General features: G+C 71.0%; 15 protein-coding genes. 2 read left to right on the top strand and 13 right to left on the bottom strand.

What is annotated here, in order from left to right; translation table 11 throughout:
* Positions 1-154: 154 nt before the first annotated feature.
* Positions 155-1,747 (bottom strand): MDR family MFS transporter, encoded by a 1,593-nt coding sequence (locus tag ACWC91_RS33435; RefSeq protein WP_225076884.1) that lies wholly within the window; start codon positions 1,745-1,747, stop codon positions 155-157.
* Positions 1,748-1,897: 150 nt separating this feature from the next.
* Between ACWC91_RS33435 and ACWC91_RS33430 the strand changes: the two genes are divergently transcribed.
* Positions 1,898-2,494 carry a TetR/AcrR family transcriptional regulator gene (locus ACWC91_RS33430; RefSeq protein WP_225076885.1) on the top strand — a complete coding sequence of 199 codons (597 nt, stop codon included), beginning with the start codon at positions 1,898-1,900 and terminating at the stop codon, positions 2,492-2,494.
* A 58-nt stretch (positions 2,495-2,552) separates the two neighbouring features.
* Here ACWC91_RS33430 and ACWC91_RS33425 read toward each other — a convergent pair whose 3' ends face one another.
* Together ACWC91_RS33425 and ACWC91_RS33420 are read right to left on the bottom strand one after the other, a co-directional pair.
* Complete coding sequence (locus ACWC91_RS33425) at positions 2,553-3,131, bottom strand: M23 family metallopeptidase (protein WP_225076886.1); 579 nt, start codon at positions 3,129-3,131, stop codon at positions 2,553-2,555.
* A 436-nt stretch (positions 3,132-3,567) separates the two neighbouring features.
* Positions 3,568-6,093: an ATP-dependent Clp protease ATP-binding subunit gene (locus ACWC91_RS33420; protein WP_141359575.1), complete on the bottom strand. Its 2,526-nt coding sequence runs from the start codon at positions 6,091-6,093 to the stop codon at positions 3,568-3,570.
* Positions 6,094-6,545: 452 nt separating this feature from the next.
* Between ACWC91_RS33420 and ACWC91_RS33415 the strand changes: the two genes are divergently transcribed.
* Positions 6,546-7,232, top strand: a complete 687-nt coding sequence (locus tag ACWC91_RS33415) for an SCO3374 family protein (RefSeq protein ID WP_450640233.1) — start codon at positions 6,546-6,548, stop codon at positions 7,230-7,232.
* Here the strand turns inward: ACWC91_RS33415 and ACWC91_RS33410 are convergent.
* The 10 genes from ACWC91_RS33410 to ACWC91_RS33365 form a co-directional block, all read right to left on the bottom strand.
* On the bottom strand, positions 7,211-7,546 hold the full coding sequence (locus tag ACWC91_RS33410) for a histone-like nucleoid-structuring protein Lsr2 (protein WP_141359577.1): 336 nt from the start codon (positions 7,544-7,546) through the stop codon (positions 7,211-7,213). The two genes, ACWC91_RS33415 and ACWC91_RS33410, sit on opposite strands and share 22 nt — an antisense overlap.
* Positions 7,547-7,763: 217 nt before the next feature.
* The gene (locus ACWC91_RS33405; protein WP_141359578.1) at positions 7,764-8,297 is read right to left on the bottom strand and encodes an amino-acid N-acetyltransferase; all 534 of its coding nucleotides are present in this window, start codon (positions 8,295-8,297) and stop codon (positions 7,764-7,766) included.
* Positions 8,298-8,306: 9 nt separating this feature from the next.
* On the bottom strand, positions 8,307-8,771 hold the full coding sequence (locus ACWC91_RS33400; RefSeq protein ID WP_450640242.1) for a BlaI/MecI/CopY family transcriptional regulator: 465 nt from the start codon (positions 8,769-8,771) through the stop codon (positions 8,307-8,309).
* A gap of 162 nt (positions 8,772-8,933) precedes the next feature.
* Positions 8,934-9,122, bottom strand: coding sequence for a hypothetical protein (locus ACWC91_RS33395; protein ID WP_450640231.1), 189 nt, complete (start codon positions 9,120-9,122; stop codon positions 8,934-8,936).
* A gap of 54 nt (positions 9,123-9,176) precedes the next feature.
* Entirely contained in the window at positions 9,177-9,947 is a 771-nt protein-coding gene (locus ACWC91_RS33390) for a hypothetical protein (RefSeq protein WP_450640230.1), read from the bottom strand.
* Between the two features lie 76 nt (positions 9,948-10,023).
* Entirely contained in the window at positions 10,024-10,821 is a 798-nt protein-coding gene (locus tag ACWC91_RS33385; RefSeq protein ID WP_376503261.1) for a type III pantothenate kinase, read from the bottom strand.
* Positions 10,822-10,826: 5 nt separating this feature from the next.
* Entirely contained in the window at positions 10,827-11,804 is a 978-nt protein-coding gene (gene nadC / locus ACWC91_RS33380) for a carboxylating nicotinate-nucleotide diphosphorylase (protein WP_376503263.1), read from the bottom strand.
* Between the two features lie 5 nt (positions 11,805-11,809).
* Entirely contained in the window at positions 11,810-13,540 is a 1,731-nt protein-coding gene (locus ACWC91_RS33375; protein ID WP_450640227.1) for an L-aspartate oxidase, read from the bottom strand.
* Positions 13,537-14,547: a pantoate--beta-alanine ligase gene (gene panC / locus ACWC91_RS33370; RefSeq protein WP_225077071.1), complete on the bottom strand. Its 1,011-nt coding sequence runs from the start codon at positions 14,545-14,547 to the stop codon at positions 13,537-13,539. Before panC ends, ACWC91_RS33375 begins: the two co-directional genes overlap by 4 nt.
* Positions 14,548-14,555: 8 nt before the next feature.
* Positions 14,556-15,488, bottom strand: a complete 933-nt coding sequence (locus ACWC91_RS33365; RefSeq protein ID WP_225076894.1) for a Rossmann-like and DUF2520 domain-containing protein — start codon at positions 15,486-15,488, stop codon at positions 14,556-14,558.
* Positions 15,489-15,627 lie beyond the last annotated feature (139 nt).

Genomic DNA, 15,627 nt, shown 5'->3' with positions numbered 1-15,627 from the left:
GGCGTGGCGGACGGGGCCACCCCGACGCGGTCCTGCTCACGGCAGAGGGTGGGCGGATGGCCGCGGGCCGGGGCGGACATGCCGGGGGCCCGTGGAAATCCGCTTCCGGCGGACTTCCACGGGCCCCTGGGTCACCCCCGTTCGGCTCGGGCGGTCAGACGGCCTCCGCCACGTCCTGACGTGCCTGCGCCTCGCCCGCGTCGGCGCGGTCCCCCGTGGCCGGTCCCGCTCCCCTCAGCGGGACCTCCTTGACGAACACCGCCGCGACGAGCGCGACCACCGCCACCACGGCGCCCAGCAGGAACGCCGAGTGCGTGCCGGCGGACACCGCGTGCTGGTAGGCCTCGCGGGCCTGGGCCGGCAGCTTGGCGAGGCTCGCCGCGTCCAGCTGCGCGGACTGCTCGGTGATCCCGCGGCCCAGGGCGCCGGCCCGCTCGGCCATCTCGTGCTGGACACGGTTGTTGAACAGCGCGCCCATGATCGCGACACCGAAGGAGGAGCCGAGCGTACGGAAGAGGGTGGTGGACGAGGAGGCCACGCCCATGTCCCTCATCTCCACGCTGTTCTGCGCGACCAGCATGGTGATCTGCATCAGGCAGCCCATGCCCGCGCCCAGGACGGCCATGTAGAGGCCGGAGGTGAGGCGGGTGGTGCCGGTGTCCATGAGGGACAGCAGGTAGAGACCGGCGATCATCAGGACACTGCCGACGATGGGGAAGACCTTGTACCGGCCGCTGTTGGTGGTGACCCGGCCCGCGATCAGCGACACGACCATCATCGCGGCCAGCATCGGCAGGAGCAGCAGACCGGAGTTGGTCGCGGAGGCGCCCTGCACCGACTGCTGGTACAGCGGCAGGAACAGCACCGCGCCGAACATCACGAAGCCGGTGATGAAGCCGATCAGCGACATCAGGCTGAAGTTCAGGCTCCGGAAGATGTGCAGCGGCACGATCGGCTCGGCGGCCTTGGTCTGCCAGAGCACGAACCCGACGAGCGCGACGACGCCGATCGCCATGAGCTCCATGATCCGCGCGGAGGTCCAGGCGTACTCCGAGCCGCCCCAGGTGGTGACGAGCACGATGGAGCTGATGCCCACGGTCAGCAGCACGGCACCCAGGTAGTCGATCCGCGCCTGGGAGCGCTTCTTCGGCAGGTGCAGTACGGCGCTGATCGCGACGAGTGCCACCGCGCCGAGGGGGAGGTTGATGTAGAAGGACCAGCGCCAGCCCCAGTTGTCGGTGATCGTGCCGCCGACCAGGGGGCCGCCGATCATCGCGAGCGCCATGACGCCGGCCATCATGCCCTGGTACTTGCCGCGCTCCCGCGGCGGGATCAGGTCGCCGATGATGGCCATCACACCGACCATCAGACCGCCCGCGCCGAGGCCCTGGACGGCGCGGAAGCCGATCAGCTCGCCCATGTTCTGGGCCATGCCGCTCAGCGCGGACCCGAGCAGGAAGATGACGATCGAGGACATGAAGGCGCCCTTGCGCCCGTACATGTCGCCGAGCTTGCCCCACAGCGGGGTGGCCGCCGCGGTGGCCAGGGTGTAGGCGGTGACCACCCAGGAAAGGTGCTGAAGGCCGCCGAGATCACCGACGATCGTCGGCATCGCGGTGCCCACGATCATGTTGTCGAGCATCGCGAGCATCATCGCGATCATGAGGGCGAGCAGGACGACCCGCACGCTCCTGGGTTGTTTGCCGGCTTGAGCCGTCTCGGGCCCGGCTTTCGCGCTGTCCGCCATCCGTCCTGCTCCCCCAGTCGATTGGGACTTACTTGCCGCCCGGCAAGTTGACTACACTCTGGAAAGTAGACCTCCAGCTAGCCGGTCGTCAAGTAAGTTTTGCCGACCGGCCGGCAGGCAAGGTGTCCAGGGAGCTCGAGGAGTACGAGGATGGGCGTCACGATGGACGGCACCAGGCAGCAGCGCCGCGGAAACACCCGCCAGCGCATCCAGGACGTGGCGCTCGAACTCTTCGCCGAGCAGGGCTACGAGAAGACCTCCCTGCGCGAGATCGCCGAGCGTCTCGACGTCACCAAGGCGGCCCTGTACTACCACTTCAAGACGAAGGAAGAGATCCTCGTCAGCCTGTTCGAAAGCCTCACGCGTCCGATGGAGGAGCTGATCGAGTGGGGGCGGCGGCAGCCGCACACACTGGAGACCAAGCAGGAGATCGTCCGCCGTTACGACCAGGCGCTCGCCGACGCGGCGCCGCTGTTCCGCTTCATGCAGGAGAACCAGGCGACCGTGCGGGAGCTGCGCATCGGGGACGCCTTCAAGGACCGGATGCGCGGCCTGCGGGACATCATCATCGACCCGGGTGCGAACATGGCCGACCAGGTCCGCTGCGTCAGCGCCATCTTCACGCTGCACGCCGGGATGTTCGTCATGCAGGACATCGAAGGCGACCCCGAGGAGCGGCGCAAGGCCGTGCTCGAGGTCGCCATCGACCTGGTGACTCAGGCGCACCGGGGCGCGCGGGAGTCCTGACGCGTCCGCCGCCCGCCGTTGGTCGGCAGGGCGGCGGTGCGGTGCGCTGTTCGGCCGGTCAGACGGCCACGCCCTGCGAGCGCAGGAAGGCGAGCGGGTTGAGCGCGGAGCCGTAGTTCGGGGTGGTACGGATCTCGAAGTGCAGGTGCGGGCCGGTGGAGTTGCCGGTGTTGCCGGACAGGGCTATGTGCTGACCGGTGGCGACGACCTGGCCGATCCTCACATCGACGCGCGAGAGGTGGGCGTACTGGGAGTACGTGCCGTTGGCGTGCTTGATGACGACGGCGTTGCCGTAGGCGGGGCCGTCACCGGCGCCGTTGGGACCGGCCTTGACGACGGTGCCGGCGTTCGCGGCGACGACCTTGGTGCCGGTCGGCACGGCGAAGTCCTGGCCGCTGTGCTTGTGCACCCAGTGACCGCCCGCCTGGTTGAAGCCGGCACTGAGCGCGAACTGCTTCACCGGCGCCGTCCAGGCGGCGGCCTGCGCGACGGCGGCGTTGGGGGCCGCCGTGGTCTCGGCGGCGGACGCTACTCCCGCACCCATGGCGACGGAGACCCCCAGACCGGCGGCCAGGACGGCGGCGCGGGTACGGAGCTTGGTCGTACGGGCGGAACGGGACGTGGCGCGCTGGAACATCGAAACCTCTGGGGGTGGGGGACATGAGGACCACCCGGACGCATGTGCCTTCGCCGGGCGGGCCATCCCTTGGTAACCCCGCCGGTCACCGCCGCTCAAACACCCCCACTACGACGGAAAGTAGTAAGAGTGGGCAGTGTCGTAGCTCTCTTGACGTCTCCCCCATTCAGGACAAATGCCCTGCAGGGGGCCCGTTTCGTAACATTTCATTGTCTTGAATGTCCGCTTTTTCAGCCCCTGTCCCCCACTAAGCACCGTAGTACGGGTCGGAGCGCTTGTGTGCCATGTCACCGGTGAGCGGGGGTGGGCCCCCTTTCCCTGTGACCGGGGCCATGTGGCCCCCGTCTCACGGGCGGACCACTCGGCCGCGGGCACACGGGCACGCGAGAGGGGCCGGTGCCCGAAGGCGCCGGCCCCTCTCGGTTGCCGCTGAGGCTTACGCCTCCTTGCTCAGGTTCGGCCCGGGTCCTCCGGCCGCCTGCTCGATCGGCGGGACGTCCGGCAGCGCGGACTTCTCCTCGCCGCGGAAGGTGAAGGTCTGGGACTCGCCCTCGCCCTCGGTGTCCACGACCACGATGTGACCGGGGCGCAGCTCACCGAAGAGGATCTTCTCCGACAGCGTGTCCTCGATCTCGCGCTGGATGGTCCGGCGCAGCGGCCGGGCGCCCAGAACGGGGTCGTAGCCCTTCTTGGACAGCAGTTCCTTGGCCGACTGGGAGAGCTCGATGCCCATGTCCCGGTCCTTCAGGCGCTCGTCCACCTTGCCGATCATCAGGTCGACGATCCGCAGGATGTCGTTCGGCGTCAGCTGCGGGAAGACCACCACGTCGTCGACGCGGTTGAGGAACTCGGGCCGGAAGTGCTGCTTGAGCTCGTCCGACACCTTGTTCTTCATGCGCTCGTAGTTGGTCTTCGTGTCGCCCGAGGCCGCGAAGCCCAGGTTGAAGCCCTTCGAGATGTCCCGGGTGCCGAGGTTGGTCGTCATGATGATGACCGTGTTCTTGAAGTCCACGACCCGGCCCTGGGAGTCGGTCAGGCGACCGTCCTCCAGGATCTGCAGCAGCGAGTTGAAGATGTCCGGGTGGGCCTTCTCGACCTCGTCGAACAGGACGACCGAGAACGGCTTGCGGCGCACCTTCTCGGTGAGCTGGCCGCCCTCCTCGTAGCCCACGTAGCCGGGGGGCGAACCGAAGAGACGGGAGACCGTGTGCTTCTCGCTGAACTCCGACATGTCGAGGGAGATCAGCGCGTCCTCGTCGCCGAAGAGGAACTCGGCGAGCGCCTTGGACAGCTCGGTCTTACCGACACCGGACGGGCCGGCGAAGATGAACGAGCCACCCGGACGCTTGGGGTCCTTCAGACCCGCACGCGTACGGCGGATCGCCTTGGAGAGCGCCTTGACGGCGTCCACCTGGCCGATGACCCGCTTGTGGAGCTCGTCCTCCATGCGGAGCAGGCGGCTGGACTCCTCCTCGGTCAGCTTGAAGACCGGGATGCCGGTGGCCGTGGCGAGGACCTCGGCGATCAGCTCGCCGTCGACCTCGGCGACGACGTCCATGTCGCCGGCCTTCCACTCCTTCTCCCGCTTGGCCTTGGCGGCCAGGAGCTGCTTCTCCTTGTCGCGCAGGGAAGCGGCCTTCTCGAAGTCCTGCGAGTCGATCGCGGACTCCTTGTCCCGGCGGACCGCGGCGATCTTCTCGTCGAACTCGCGCAGGTCCGGCGGCGCGGTCATCCGGCGGATGCGCATCCGGGAGCCGGCCTCGTCGATCAGGTCGATCGCCTTGTCGGGCAGGAAGCGGTCCGAGATGTACCGGTCGGCCAGGGTGGCGGCCTGGACCAGCGCCTCGTCGGTGATGGAGACGCGGTGGTGCGCCTCGTACCGGTCGCGCAGGCCCTTGAGGATCTCGATCGTGTGCGGCAGGGACGGCTCGGCGACCTGGATGGGCTGGAAGCGGCGCTCCAGGGCCGCGTCCTTCTCCAGGTGCTTGCGGTACTCGTCCAGGGTGGTGGCGCCGATGGTCTGCAGCTCACCGCGGGCCAGCATCGGCTTGAGGATGCTCGCCGCGTCGATGGCGCCCTCGGCGGCACCCGCACCGACCAGCGTGTGCAGCTCGTCGATGAACAGGATGATGTCGCCGCGGGTGCGGATCTCCTTGAGCACCTTCTTCAGGCGCTCCTCGAAGTCACCGCGGTAGCGGGAGCCGGCGACCAGGGCACCGAGGTCCAGGGTGTAGAGGTGCTTGTCCTTGAGGGTCTCGGGCACCTCGCCCTTGACGATGGCCTGGGCGAGGCCCTCGACGACGGCGGTCTTGCCGACGCCGGGCTCACCGATCAGCACCGGGTTGTTCTTGGTGCGGCGGGACAGCACCTGCATGACCCGCTCGATCTCCTTCTCGCGCCCGATGACCGGGTCGAGCTTGGATTCGCGAGCGGCCTGCGTGAGGTTCCGGCCGAACTGGTCGAGGACCAGGGACGTCGAGGGGGTGCCCTCGGCAGGGCCGCCGGCGGTGGCGGTCTCCTTGCCCTGGTAACCGGAGAGCAGCTGGATCACCTGCTGCCGCACCCGGTTGAGGTCTGCGCCCAGCTTGACCAGGACCTGGGCGGCGACGCCCTCGCCCTCACGGATCAGGCCGAGCAGGATGTGCTCCGTGCCGATGTAGTTGTGGCCGAGCTGAAGGGCCTCCCGGAGCGACAGCTCCAGGACCTTCTTGGCACGGGGAGTGAAGGGGATGTGGCCGGAGGGCGCCTGCTGGCCCTGGCCGATGATCTCCTCCACCTGCTGGCGGACCGCCTCGAGCGAAATCCCGAGGCTCTCAAGGGCCTTGGCGGCGACACCCTCACCCTCGTGGATCAGGCCCAGGAGGATGTGCTCAGTGCCGATGTAGTTGTGGTTGAGCATCCGGGCTTCTTCCTGAGCCAGGACGACAACCCGCCGCGCGCGGTCGGTGAACCTCTCGAACATCGTTAATCGCTCCTCAGAGCGGTCAGGCAGTGGGGGGAACTTCCCCTCCCTGTCCTTCCGCAGCTTAGTCCCGCAAGCGGGGACCGCTCATTCCAACTGCCGACACCGGACCGAGAACCAACACTGCCTCCTGACCCCGAACGCCGACATCTGCTCCAACCCGATGGTGCGAGACGATGTTCCCGCAGGCCAGGCAGTTACCCCAGTCGCCAGTACGCCGATGGCGAACGTGAGACTCCGCTGCCCGGGTGCCGCCTGCGTGTCGCCCCCTCCCACTAGGCATCTCTTACCCGTAACGACTGACCATGCATGCCGCGTGACCGGGTTCCCTCAGCTATGGGCGAACAACCTTGCGCCCTTTCCCGCCCCCGCGCGCCCCTCTCGCCCACGACATTTCGCACACACACTGATACCGAGCGTAACTCCAGCGCGTTTCGGATGGTTTCTCAGGCATGGTCGGCAGCCCTTCCACGGTCCCCGTTCCGGTTCCGTCTCCCCGTCGGCCGCCGGTCCCCGGCGACGGGGGGCGGCAGTCGCGGCACCGGCTGTGCTGGCGCCACTGGTACGAGAACGAACTGGGCTGGGCCACGGTGCCCGGAGCACCGCTGCGACTTGTGGTGGGCCGCCGCTTCGACGTCCTGGACGTGCCCGCCGAGGCCGGGCGTGCGGCGCTGCGCCATCTGGGGCCCGGCTCTCCGGTGGCCTTGCGGGGGGACCGGATGCGGCTGCTGATGGCGGCGGGCAGCGCGGAGGAGCTGCCGGGGCTGCTGGAGTGGCTGGAGTGGGGCCCGTCGGCGCTGGGTCTGGACCTGGTGGCCCTGGGCGCGGGCGCGCTGATGGACGCGCCGCCGCCTCCGGGCGCCGTTCCGCCCGGGCCGCGGCCGGTCAGCCCCGGCCGCTCCGGTTCACAGGGGGCCGCCGTGTGGCTGCGGCCCCCCGGGTCCGGGTGCGAGGTCGAGGCCTCGCTGCCGACGCTGTCGGCCGTGGGGGGCGGTGGGGGCACCCCCGATCTCGTACGTCTGGTGGACACGGTGGCGACACACGTCCACCGGATCCGGCTGCGGCGCGCGTGCGCCCAGCCGTTCCCGTTCCACGAGGGCCCGGCACAGGCCCCTGATCAGCCGTTGGCCTTCTCGTAGGCCTCGCGAATGGACGCGGGGACCCGGCCGCGGTCGTTGACCTCGTAGCCGTTCTCCTTCGCCCAGGCGCGGATCTGCGCGGTGTCCTGGCTGCCGCCGGAAGCGGCACGCGCCTTTCCACGTCCGCCCGAAGCGCGGCCCCCGGTGCGCCGGCCGCTCTTGAGGTACGGCTCGAGAAGGCCACGGAGCTTGTCCGCATTGGCGGTGGTGAGATCGATCTCGTACGTCTTGCCGTCCAGCGCGAACGTCACGGTCTCGTCCGCCTCGCCGCCGTCGAGGTCGTCGACAAGAAGGACCTGAACCTTCTGTGCCACCGGATTTCCTTTCATCGATAACGTGAGGACCGGGGATGGTCGGTGTCCGCCGATTCGCCGTCCCCTGTTATATGCAGTGCAGCAGTACGTCGGAAAGCAAACCGCTTTTGCGGGAAAAACACAAACCCCTGGGAGAGACCAGGTACTCACCCCGTCCGGAAACATGCGCGTTTCGGACATAGGGAACGCGGGCAGGCCCGGCCGGGCGGAATGTCGATCACAGATGCAGAAGCATCCGGCTGTTGCCCAGGGTGTTCGGTTTCACTCGTTCGAGACCGAGGAACTCCGCGACGCCCTCGTCATAGGAACGCAGCAGCTCCGCGTAGACATCGGCGTCGACGGGCGTCTCGCCGATCTCCACGAAGCCGTGCTTGGTGAAGAAGTCCACTTCGAAGGTCAGGCAGAATACGCGGCGAACACCGAGCCGGCGTGCCGTCTCGAGCAACTTCTCCAGCAGCCGATGTCCGACCCCGGCGCCCTTGAGACCGGGCTTCACCGCGAGAGTGCGCACTTCCGCCAGGTCTTCCCACATCACGTGCAGTGCGCCGCAGCCGACGACCTCGGCGTTGTCGTCCCGTTCGGCGACCCAGAACTCCTGGATGTCCTCGTAAAGCGTCACCGTGGCTTTGTCGAGCAGGATGCGCCCGCGAACGTAGGCGTCCAGCAGTCGGCGCACTGCGGGGACATCGCCGGTCCGGGCCCGTCGGACGGTGATGGATTTTGCGGTCTCTTCGGGACGTTCTACGGACATGAGCGGACGCTATCGCTCGCGGCCGTCCCGTGCCGAGCCGGGGTTCTCGTCAAGGGTTTCCGGAGCTGGGACGGTATCCGGGGCCTGGACGGTATCCGGGACTTCACCGGCGACTTCGGGTGTACCGGTTCCCCCGACGGCGCCTTCCGCGGTGCCTTCGACGATGCGCACGGCATCCCGCAGGGCCTGCCGCTGTTCGTCGCTCATCATCCCGAAGAAGGCGACGAGAGCGGCGGCGGCGTTGTCGCTCTGGGACCAGGCGTCGTTCATCAGTGCGGCGGCGTAGGCGGCACGGGTGGAGACGGCCTCATATCGATAGGCCCGGCCCTCGGCTTCGCGGCGCACCCAGCCCTTGTGATGGAGATTGTCCAAAACGGTCATCACCGTGGTGTACGCGATGGACCTCTCGCGCTGAAGGTCTTCCAGGACCTCTCGAACGGTCACCGGGCGGTTCCACTTCCACACCCGCGTCATGACCGCGTCTTCGAGTTCTCCCAGGGGCCGAGGCACAACTCAGCACCCTAGTGGGAGAACCCGGCGATGGCGTGCCGAACATACGCCTTCGGCGTCAAACGCGAACAAAAAGGGCGTACGACCCCATGGTGAGGTGTCCTCACACGGGGGTCGTACGCCGCTTCAGGCGTCGGTGGGCGCGCCGGCTCCGGAGGTCCGGGAGCCGCTCTGTGCGCGCGCGAGGGCGGCGTCCACGGCCGCGTCCTCCTTGGCCTTGGCGGCCCCGCCCTGGGTCTTCACGATCACCCTGACCAGAGCGATGAAGAACGCGGCCATGACGACCGGGGGAACGAGTGCGGAGACGTAGTCCATGGATCCAGAGTAGTCACGGCGGCGGGACAAACAGGGGCGGGGTGGCCCGGAGCGTCACACCGCCGCGAGACACTGCTGCGGCTTCCCGGAGGGCGGGCCCGGCTTCCGCCGCGGGAAGACCTCGCCCGGCGTGGGCACGGGTCGCCGAACGGGCTTCGGCGCGGGCGCCGTCCCGGGCTGCGCGGGGGCGGGCCGCTCCCCCGGCTTCGCGGCGGGCTTCTGGGCGGGCTTCTCGTCCCCGCCGTCCTTCTGCTGCGCCCCCCGGCCGTCCGGCGGACCGCCACCCATGAGCGCCTGAAGCAGGCCGAGGGAGGCCGTGACGGCCGACGGGGCTCCTCGGCCGGGGCGGAGGGGGCCGATCGGGTGGGCCGGGGCGGCGGCCCGGGCGACGGGGGCCGGGCGGGCGACTGGGACCGGGTGCGCGGAGGCCGGCTCGCGAGGGAGCGCCACGGGCGGGGTGAGCGTCCGGCAGCGGCTCAGGAGGGCCGCCGCGGCCGGGGCGCCGCGCAGGGCGCCCAGGGCGGCCAGGTCGTCGGCCGTGGGCCGGTGGCCCGCGTCCAGGCACTCGGCGAGGAGCGCGAGGTAGCCGGCGGCCGCGCCGGGGAGGGCGGCGCGGTACCGGGCGAGATCGGCCACCAGGAACGCGCGCAGCCGGACACCCTCGTGCATCGCCTCGTCGAGTGACTCGGCGAGCCGGCGGCACTCCTGCACGTCTTCGGCGCTGGCGGGACGGGGCTGAAGGGCGAGGGCGAGGGCGCGGCGGAGCACGGGCAGCTCCTCCGCGCCGAACGCCATGCCGCCGCGGGTTCCGTATGGCGTAGGCATAGGCCGACGATACGCGCTAATCAGACAAATTCGACATAAGGCGCGGGTGTGGCGTGCGGGGGTGTCGCCGCCCCGGTCAGGGGCGCGAGACGTTCCGCTCGTAGACCAGCCGCAGCCCGATGAGGGTCAGCCACGGCTCGTGCTCGTCGATCAGCGAGGACTCGCCGAGCACCATCGGCGCCAGCCCGCCCGTCGCGATCACCGTCACGTCGTCCGGTTCGTCGGCCAGCTCCCGGGCCATCCGGCTGACCACGCCGTCGACCTGCCCGGCGAACCCGTAGATGATCCCGGCCTGCATCGCCTCGACCGTGTTCTTGCCGATCACGCTGCGCGGGCGGGCCACCTCGATCTTCCGTAGCTGCGCCGCCCTGACGCCCAGCGCCTCGACGGAGATCTCGATGCCGGGCGCGATGACCCCGCCGACGTACTCCCCACGCGCGCTGATCGCGTCGAAGGTCGTCGCCGTGCCGAAGTCGACGACGATCGCCGGGCCGCCGTACAGCTCGTTCGCCGCCACCGCGTTGATGATGCGGTCGGCGCCGACCTCCTTGGGGTTGTCGAAGAGGATCGGCACGCCCGTCTTGACGCCGGGTTCGACGAGCACGGCGGGTACGTCGCCGTAGTGGCGCCGCGTCACCTCGCGCAGTTCCTGGAGCACCGACGGGACGGTCGCGCAGATCGCGATGCCGTCGATGCCCTCGCCCAGTTCGTCGCCGAGCAGCGGGTGCATGCCCATCAGGCCCTGAAGCAGCACCGCCAGCTCGTCGGCCGTGCGGCGCGCGTCGGTGGAGATGCGCCAGTGCTCGACGATGTCCTCCCCGTCGAACAGGCCGAGCACGGTGTGCGTGTTGCCGACGTCGATCGTCAGGAGCATGGCCGTCACTCCGCCTCGCGCAGGTCCAGGCCGATGTCCAGGATCGGCGAGGAGTGGGTCAGGGCCCCGACGGCCAGGAAGTCGACGCCGGTCCCGGCATACGCCCCGGCGTTCCCCAGGGTCAGCCGGCCCGACGCCTCCAGCAGTGCCCGGCCGTCGACGATGGCCACGGCCTCCTCGCACTCGCCGGGCGTGAAGTTGTCCAGCAGGATCAGATCGGCGCCGGCGTCCACGACCTCGCGCAACTGGTGCAGGGTGTCGACCTCGACCTCGATCGGTACGTCCGGGAAGGCCTCCCGTACGGCCTTGAAGGCCTGCCCCACGCCGCCGGCCGCCACCACGTGGTTGTCCTTGACCAGGGCCGCGTCCGACAGCGACATGCGGTGGTTCACGCCGCCGCCGCACCGGACGGCGAACTTCTCCAGCGACCTGAGGCCCGGCGTGGTCTTGCGGGTGTCGCGCACGCGCGCCTTGGTGCCCTCCAGGGCGTCCGCCCAGGCGCGCGTGGCGGTCGCGATGCCGGACAGGCGGCACAGCAGGTTGAGCGCGCTGCGCTCGCCGGTCAGCAGGTCACGCGTGCGCGTGGTGACCGACAGCAGCTTCTGCCCGGCCTCGACGCGGTCGCCGTCCTCGACGTGCCGCTCGACCTCGAACTCGTCCGTGCAGACCACCGAGAGCACCGCCTCGGCGACCCTGAGGCCGGCCACCACGCCCGCCTCGCGCGCGGTGAAGTCGCCCGTGGCCACGGCGTCCTCGGGGATGGTCGCGACCGTCGTCACGTCCACGCCGTTGTCGAGGTCCTCCTGGATGGCGACGTTCGCGATGTCCTCGACCTCGAGGGGGTCGAGTCCGGCGTCCGCCAGGAGCTGGGCGAGCGCGGGGTCGAGCCCGCACTCCAGGTACTCCTCGTCGGCGTCCGCGCCGCAGGCACAGCCGTCGCCGCAGCCGCCGCTGGGGGCGAGGGGAAGGTCTTCGCTGCTCACTTGTGTCACTGCTCCAGAGGACGCGGGGCCGGGGCCCCGGGGCGGGTCGGGGGGAACTCTGCGGTGTCCGTGGTGTGCACGGCGGGTGTGCCGTCGGGGTTCAGCCGTACGACGATGTGGCGGCGCCAGTGGGTGTCGTCCCGCTCGGCGCGGTCCTCGCGCCAGTGGCAGCCGCGGGTCTCCTCGCGCAGCCGGGCGGCGGCGACCAGGACGCCGGACACGCACATGAGGTTCGTGGCCTCCCAGGTGTCGACGCCCGGCTCGGCGGTCTTGCCGTTCTCCTCCAGGGCCGAGCGGGCCTCGGCGTGCAGCCGCTCCAGCTGGTCGGCGGCCCGGGCCAGCGACGCGGCGGACCGCAGCACGCCCGCTCCCTCGCTCATGATCCGCTGGATCGCGAACCGGGTCTCGGGGGCGAGCAGGGGGCGGGAGGGCCGCTCGGTGTACGGAACGGGTTCCGGCACGCGCGCGTGCAGGCCGTTCCCCGACCGCTCCCGCGCGATGTCGGCGGCGATGCGCTCGGCGTAGACCAGTCCCTCCAGGAGGGAGTTGGAGGCGAGGCGGTTGGCGCCGTGCACGCCGGTGCAGGCCACCTCACCGCACGCGTACAGGCCCGGCACGGTCGTCCGGCCGCGGGAGTCGGTGCGCACGCCTCCGGAGGCGTAGTGGGCGGCCGGCGCGACCGGGACGGGCTCGGTGACCGGGTCGATGCCGTGGGCGCGGCAGGCGGCCAGGATCGTCGGGAAGCGGTGCTTCCACATGTCGGCGCCGAAGTGCCGGGCGTCGAGGAACATGTGCTCGGTGCCCTGCTCCCGCATCCGCCGCATGATGCCCTTGGCGACGATGTCCCGGGGCGCGAGTTCGGCCAGCTCGTGCTGTCCGGTCATGAAGCGCACGCCGTCGCCGTCGACCAGGTGGGCGCCCTCGCCGCGCACCGCCTCGGAGACGAGGGGCTGCTGGCCCTCCGCGTCCGCGCCGAGGAAGAGCACCGTCGGGTGGAACTGCACGAACTCCAGGTCGGAGACCTCGGCGCCCGCGCGCAGGGCGAGCGCCACGCCGTCGCCGGTGGAGACGGACGGGTTGGTGGTCGCGGAGAAGATCTGGCCCATGCCGCCGGTCGCGAGGACCACCGCGGGCGCGTGCACGGCGCCCACGCCGTCGTGCTGGCCCTCGCCCATGACGTGCAGGGTCACGCCCGCGGTTTGGCCCTCGGCGTCCGTGAGCAGGTCCAGGACGAGTGCGTTCTCGACGGTGTGCACTCCACGCGCGCGCACCGCCTCGACGAGGGCGCGGGAGATCTCGGCGCCGGTCGCGTCGCCGCCCGCGTGCGCGATCCGGCGGCGGTGGTGGCCGCCCTCGCGGGTGAGCTGGATGCCGCCCTCGCCGTCGGTGTCGAAGTGCGCGCCGGTGGAGATCAGCCGGCGTACGGCGTCGGGGCCCTCGGTGACGAGGATCCGTACGGCCTCCTCGTCGCACAGGCCGGCGCCCGCCACCAGGGTGTCGTCCAGGTGCTGCTCGGGGGTGTCGCCCTCGCCGAGGGCCGCGGCGATGCCGCCCTGGGCCCAACGGGTGGAGCCGTCGTCGAGGCGGGCCTTGGTGACGACGACGGTCGTCAGGCCGGCCGCCTCGCAGCGCAGGGCGGCGGTGAGGCCGGCGACGCCGGAGCCGATGACCACGACGTCCGCCGCGATGGACCAGCCGGGCGCGGGCGCGTGCAGTCGTATGCCTGTGCTGGTCACGAGGCGGCTCCCAGGGTTCCGAAGGTGAGCGGGAGGTTGTCGATCAGCCGGGTCGCCCCGACCCGCGCGGCGACGGCGAGGACGGCCTCGCCGGTGAAGCCGTCGCCGATCTCGGTGAAGTCGGACGGGTCGACCAGGGCCAGGTAGTCGAGTTCCAGCGGCGGGTCGAAGCGCGCGGCCTCGTCCAGGACCAGCTGGGCGGCCGCGCGGACGGCCGCCGCGGCGCCCGGGGAGGCCTTGGCGACGGCCGCGGCGTCGGCCGCCGCGCGGGACTCCCCGAGGGCGCTCAGGGCCTCGGCACGCGCACGCGTGGAGGGCACCTCACGGGCCCGCGCGCGCAGCGCCTCCTGGGCTGCGTGCCGGTCGCGGCCCGCGAACAGGGCCTGGGAGAGGGCCAGGGCGGTGTACCGCTCCTGCGGGGAGAGGTAGCGGTTGCGGCTGGACAGGGCCAGTCCGTCGTCCTCGCGCACGGTCGGTACGGAGACGATCTCCACCCCCATGTCGAGGTCGCGCACCATGCGGCGGATCAGGGCGAGCTGCTGGGCGTCCTTCTGCCCGTACAGGGCCACGTCGGGGCGGGTGAGGTGCAGCAGCTTGGCGACGACGGTGAGCATGCCGTCGAAGTGCCCGGGCCTGCTGGCGCCCTCCAGGCGCTCGCCCATGGCGCCTGCGGTGATCCTGACCTGCGGCTCGCCGTCGGGGTAGATCTCTTCGACGGACGGCGCGAACACGGCGTCGGCGCCCGCCTGCTCGGCCACCTTGAGGTCGGCCTCCAGGGTGCGCGGGTAGCGGTCGAGGTCCTCGCCCGCGCCGAACTGGAGCGGGTTGACGAAGACGGTGACGATCACGAAGCCCTCGTCGCCGACGTGGTCGCGAGCCGCGCGGATCAGGGTGGCGTGGCCCTCGTGCAGGGCGCCCATGGTCATCACGACGGCGGTGCGTCCCCGGGCCGCGCGGTGGTCGCGCACGTACGTCAGATCGCCCGCCGTGGGAGCGAGTTCGAGCATGCGGCGGCTCATCGGTCTTCCCCGTTCTCGGGCAGGTTCGTGCCTCCGGCGAGTACCCCCAGCAGGTCCTCGGCCAGCTCGGGCTTGAGCAGGCCGTGGGCGAGCGCGCGGTCGGCGGTGGCGCGGGCCATCGCCAGGTAGCCGGCGACGGTCTGCGGGGCGTGCCGGCGCAGTTCGGCGACGTGGGCGGCGACCGTGCCGGCGTCCCCTCGCGCGACCGGTCCGGTCAGGGCCGCGTCGCCGGAGCGCAGGGCGTTGTCCAGGGCGGCGCCGAGCAGCGGGCCGAGCATCCGGTCGGGGGCCTCGACGCCGGCCTCGCGCAGCAGCTCCATGGACTGGGCGACCAGCGTGACCAGGTGGTTGGCGCCGAGCGCGAGCGCCGCGTGGTACAGCGGGCGCATCTCCTCGGCGATCCACTCCGGCTCGCCGCCCATCTCGATGACCAGGGCCTCGGCGGCCAGCCGCAGCTCCTCGGGGGCGGTGACGCCGAAGGAGCAGCCGGCCAGCCGCTGCACGTCCACGGGCGTGCCGGTGAAGGTCATCGCGGGGTGCAGGGCCAGTGGCAGCGCGCCCGCGCGCAGGGCGGGGTCCAGCACCTTCGCGCCGTACCGCCCGGAGGTGTGCACGAGCAGCTGCCCGGGCCGTACGGCGCCGGTCTCGGCGAGGCCCGCGACCAGTCCGGGCAGGGTGTCGTCGGGGACGGTCAGCAGCACCAGGTCGGACCGCTCGAGCACGTCGGCGGGCGGCACCACGGGCACGTCGGGGAGCATCAGCCCGGCACGGCGCCTGGAGGTGTCGGAGACCGCGGAGACGGCCACCGGGCGGTGCCCGGCCAGCTGGAGGGACGCGGCGAGGGCGGGGCCCACCCGGCCGGCGCCGACGACGCCGACGGTGAGCCGTGCCGGGCGGTCCCTGGGGTCTGGTTGTTGGCTACTACTCACGCGATGGTGACCTTCCCGTTCCAGTCCGCTCGGGGTACCGGACGATTTCTCGTCATGTTAACGCGATCGGTTCCGGGGGCGGTCCGGTCGTCCACAGGCTGTGGGTCGGCCCACAGTGCCGCGGGGCGGGAGACGAAGG

The sequence above is a fragment of the Streptomyces sp. NPDC001204 genome (assembly GCF_053598035.1).
This window is presented reverse-complemented; position numbering and strand designations above follow the sequence as displayed.

Bases quoted from the DNA above. Each gene is read 5' to 3' on its own strand.
- ACWC91_RS33385 (WP_376503261.1), bottom strand. From the start codon at position 10,821: ATGCTCCTGACGATCGACGTCGGCAACACGCACACCGTGCTCGGCCTG.
- ACWC91_RS33405 (WP_141359578.1), bottom strand. From the start codon at position 8,297: ATGTCCGTAGAACGTCCCGAAGAGACCGCAAAATCCATCACCGTCCGA.
- ACWC91_RS33395 (WP_450640231.1), bottom strand. From the start codon at position 9,122: ATGGACTACGTCTCCGCACTCGTTCCCCCGGTCGTCATGGCCGCGTTC.
- panC (WP_225077071.1), bottom strand. From the start codon at position 14,547: ATGCTCGAACTCGCTCCCACGGCGGGCGATCTGACGTACGTGCGCGAC.
- ACWC91_RS33415 (WP_450640233.1), top strand. From the start codon at position 6,546: ATGGTCGGCAGCCCTTCCACGGTCCCCGTTCCGGTTCCGTCTCCCCGT.
- ACWC91_RS33400 (WP_450640242.1), bottom strand. From the start codon at position 8,771: ATGACGCGGGTGTGGAAGTGGAACCGCCCGGTGACCGTTCGAGAGGTC.
- ACWC91_RS33420 (WP_141359575.1), bottom strand. From the start codon at position 6,093: ATGTTCGAGAGGTTCACCGACCGCGCGCGGCGGGTTGTCGTCCTGGCT.
- ACWC91_RS33425 (WP_225076886.1), bottom strand. From the start codon at position 3,131: ATGTTCCAGCGCGCCACGTCCCGTTCCGCCCGTACGACCAAGCTCCGT.
- ACWC91_RS33430 (WP_225076885.1), top strand. From the start codon at position 1,898: ATGGGCGTCACGATGGACGGCACCAGGCAGCAGCGCCGCGGAAACACC.
- ACWC91_RS33390 (WP_450640230.1), bottom strand. From the start codon at position 9,947: ATGCCTACGCCATACGGAACCCGCGGCGGCATGGCGTTCGGCGCGGAG.
- ACWC91_RS33435 (WP_225076884.1), bottom strand. From the start codon at position 1,747: ATGGCGGACAGCGCGAAAGCCGGGCCCGAGACGGCTCAAGCCGGCAAA.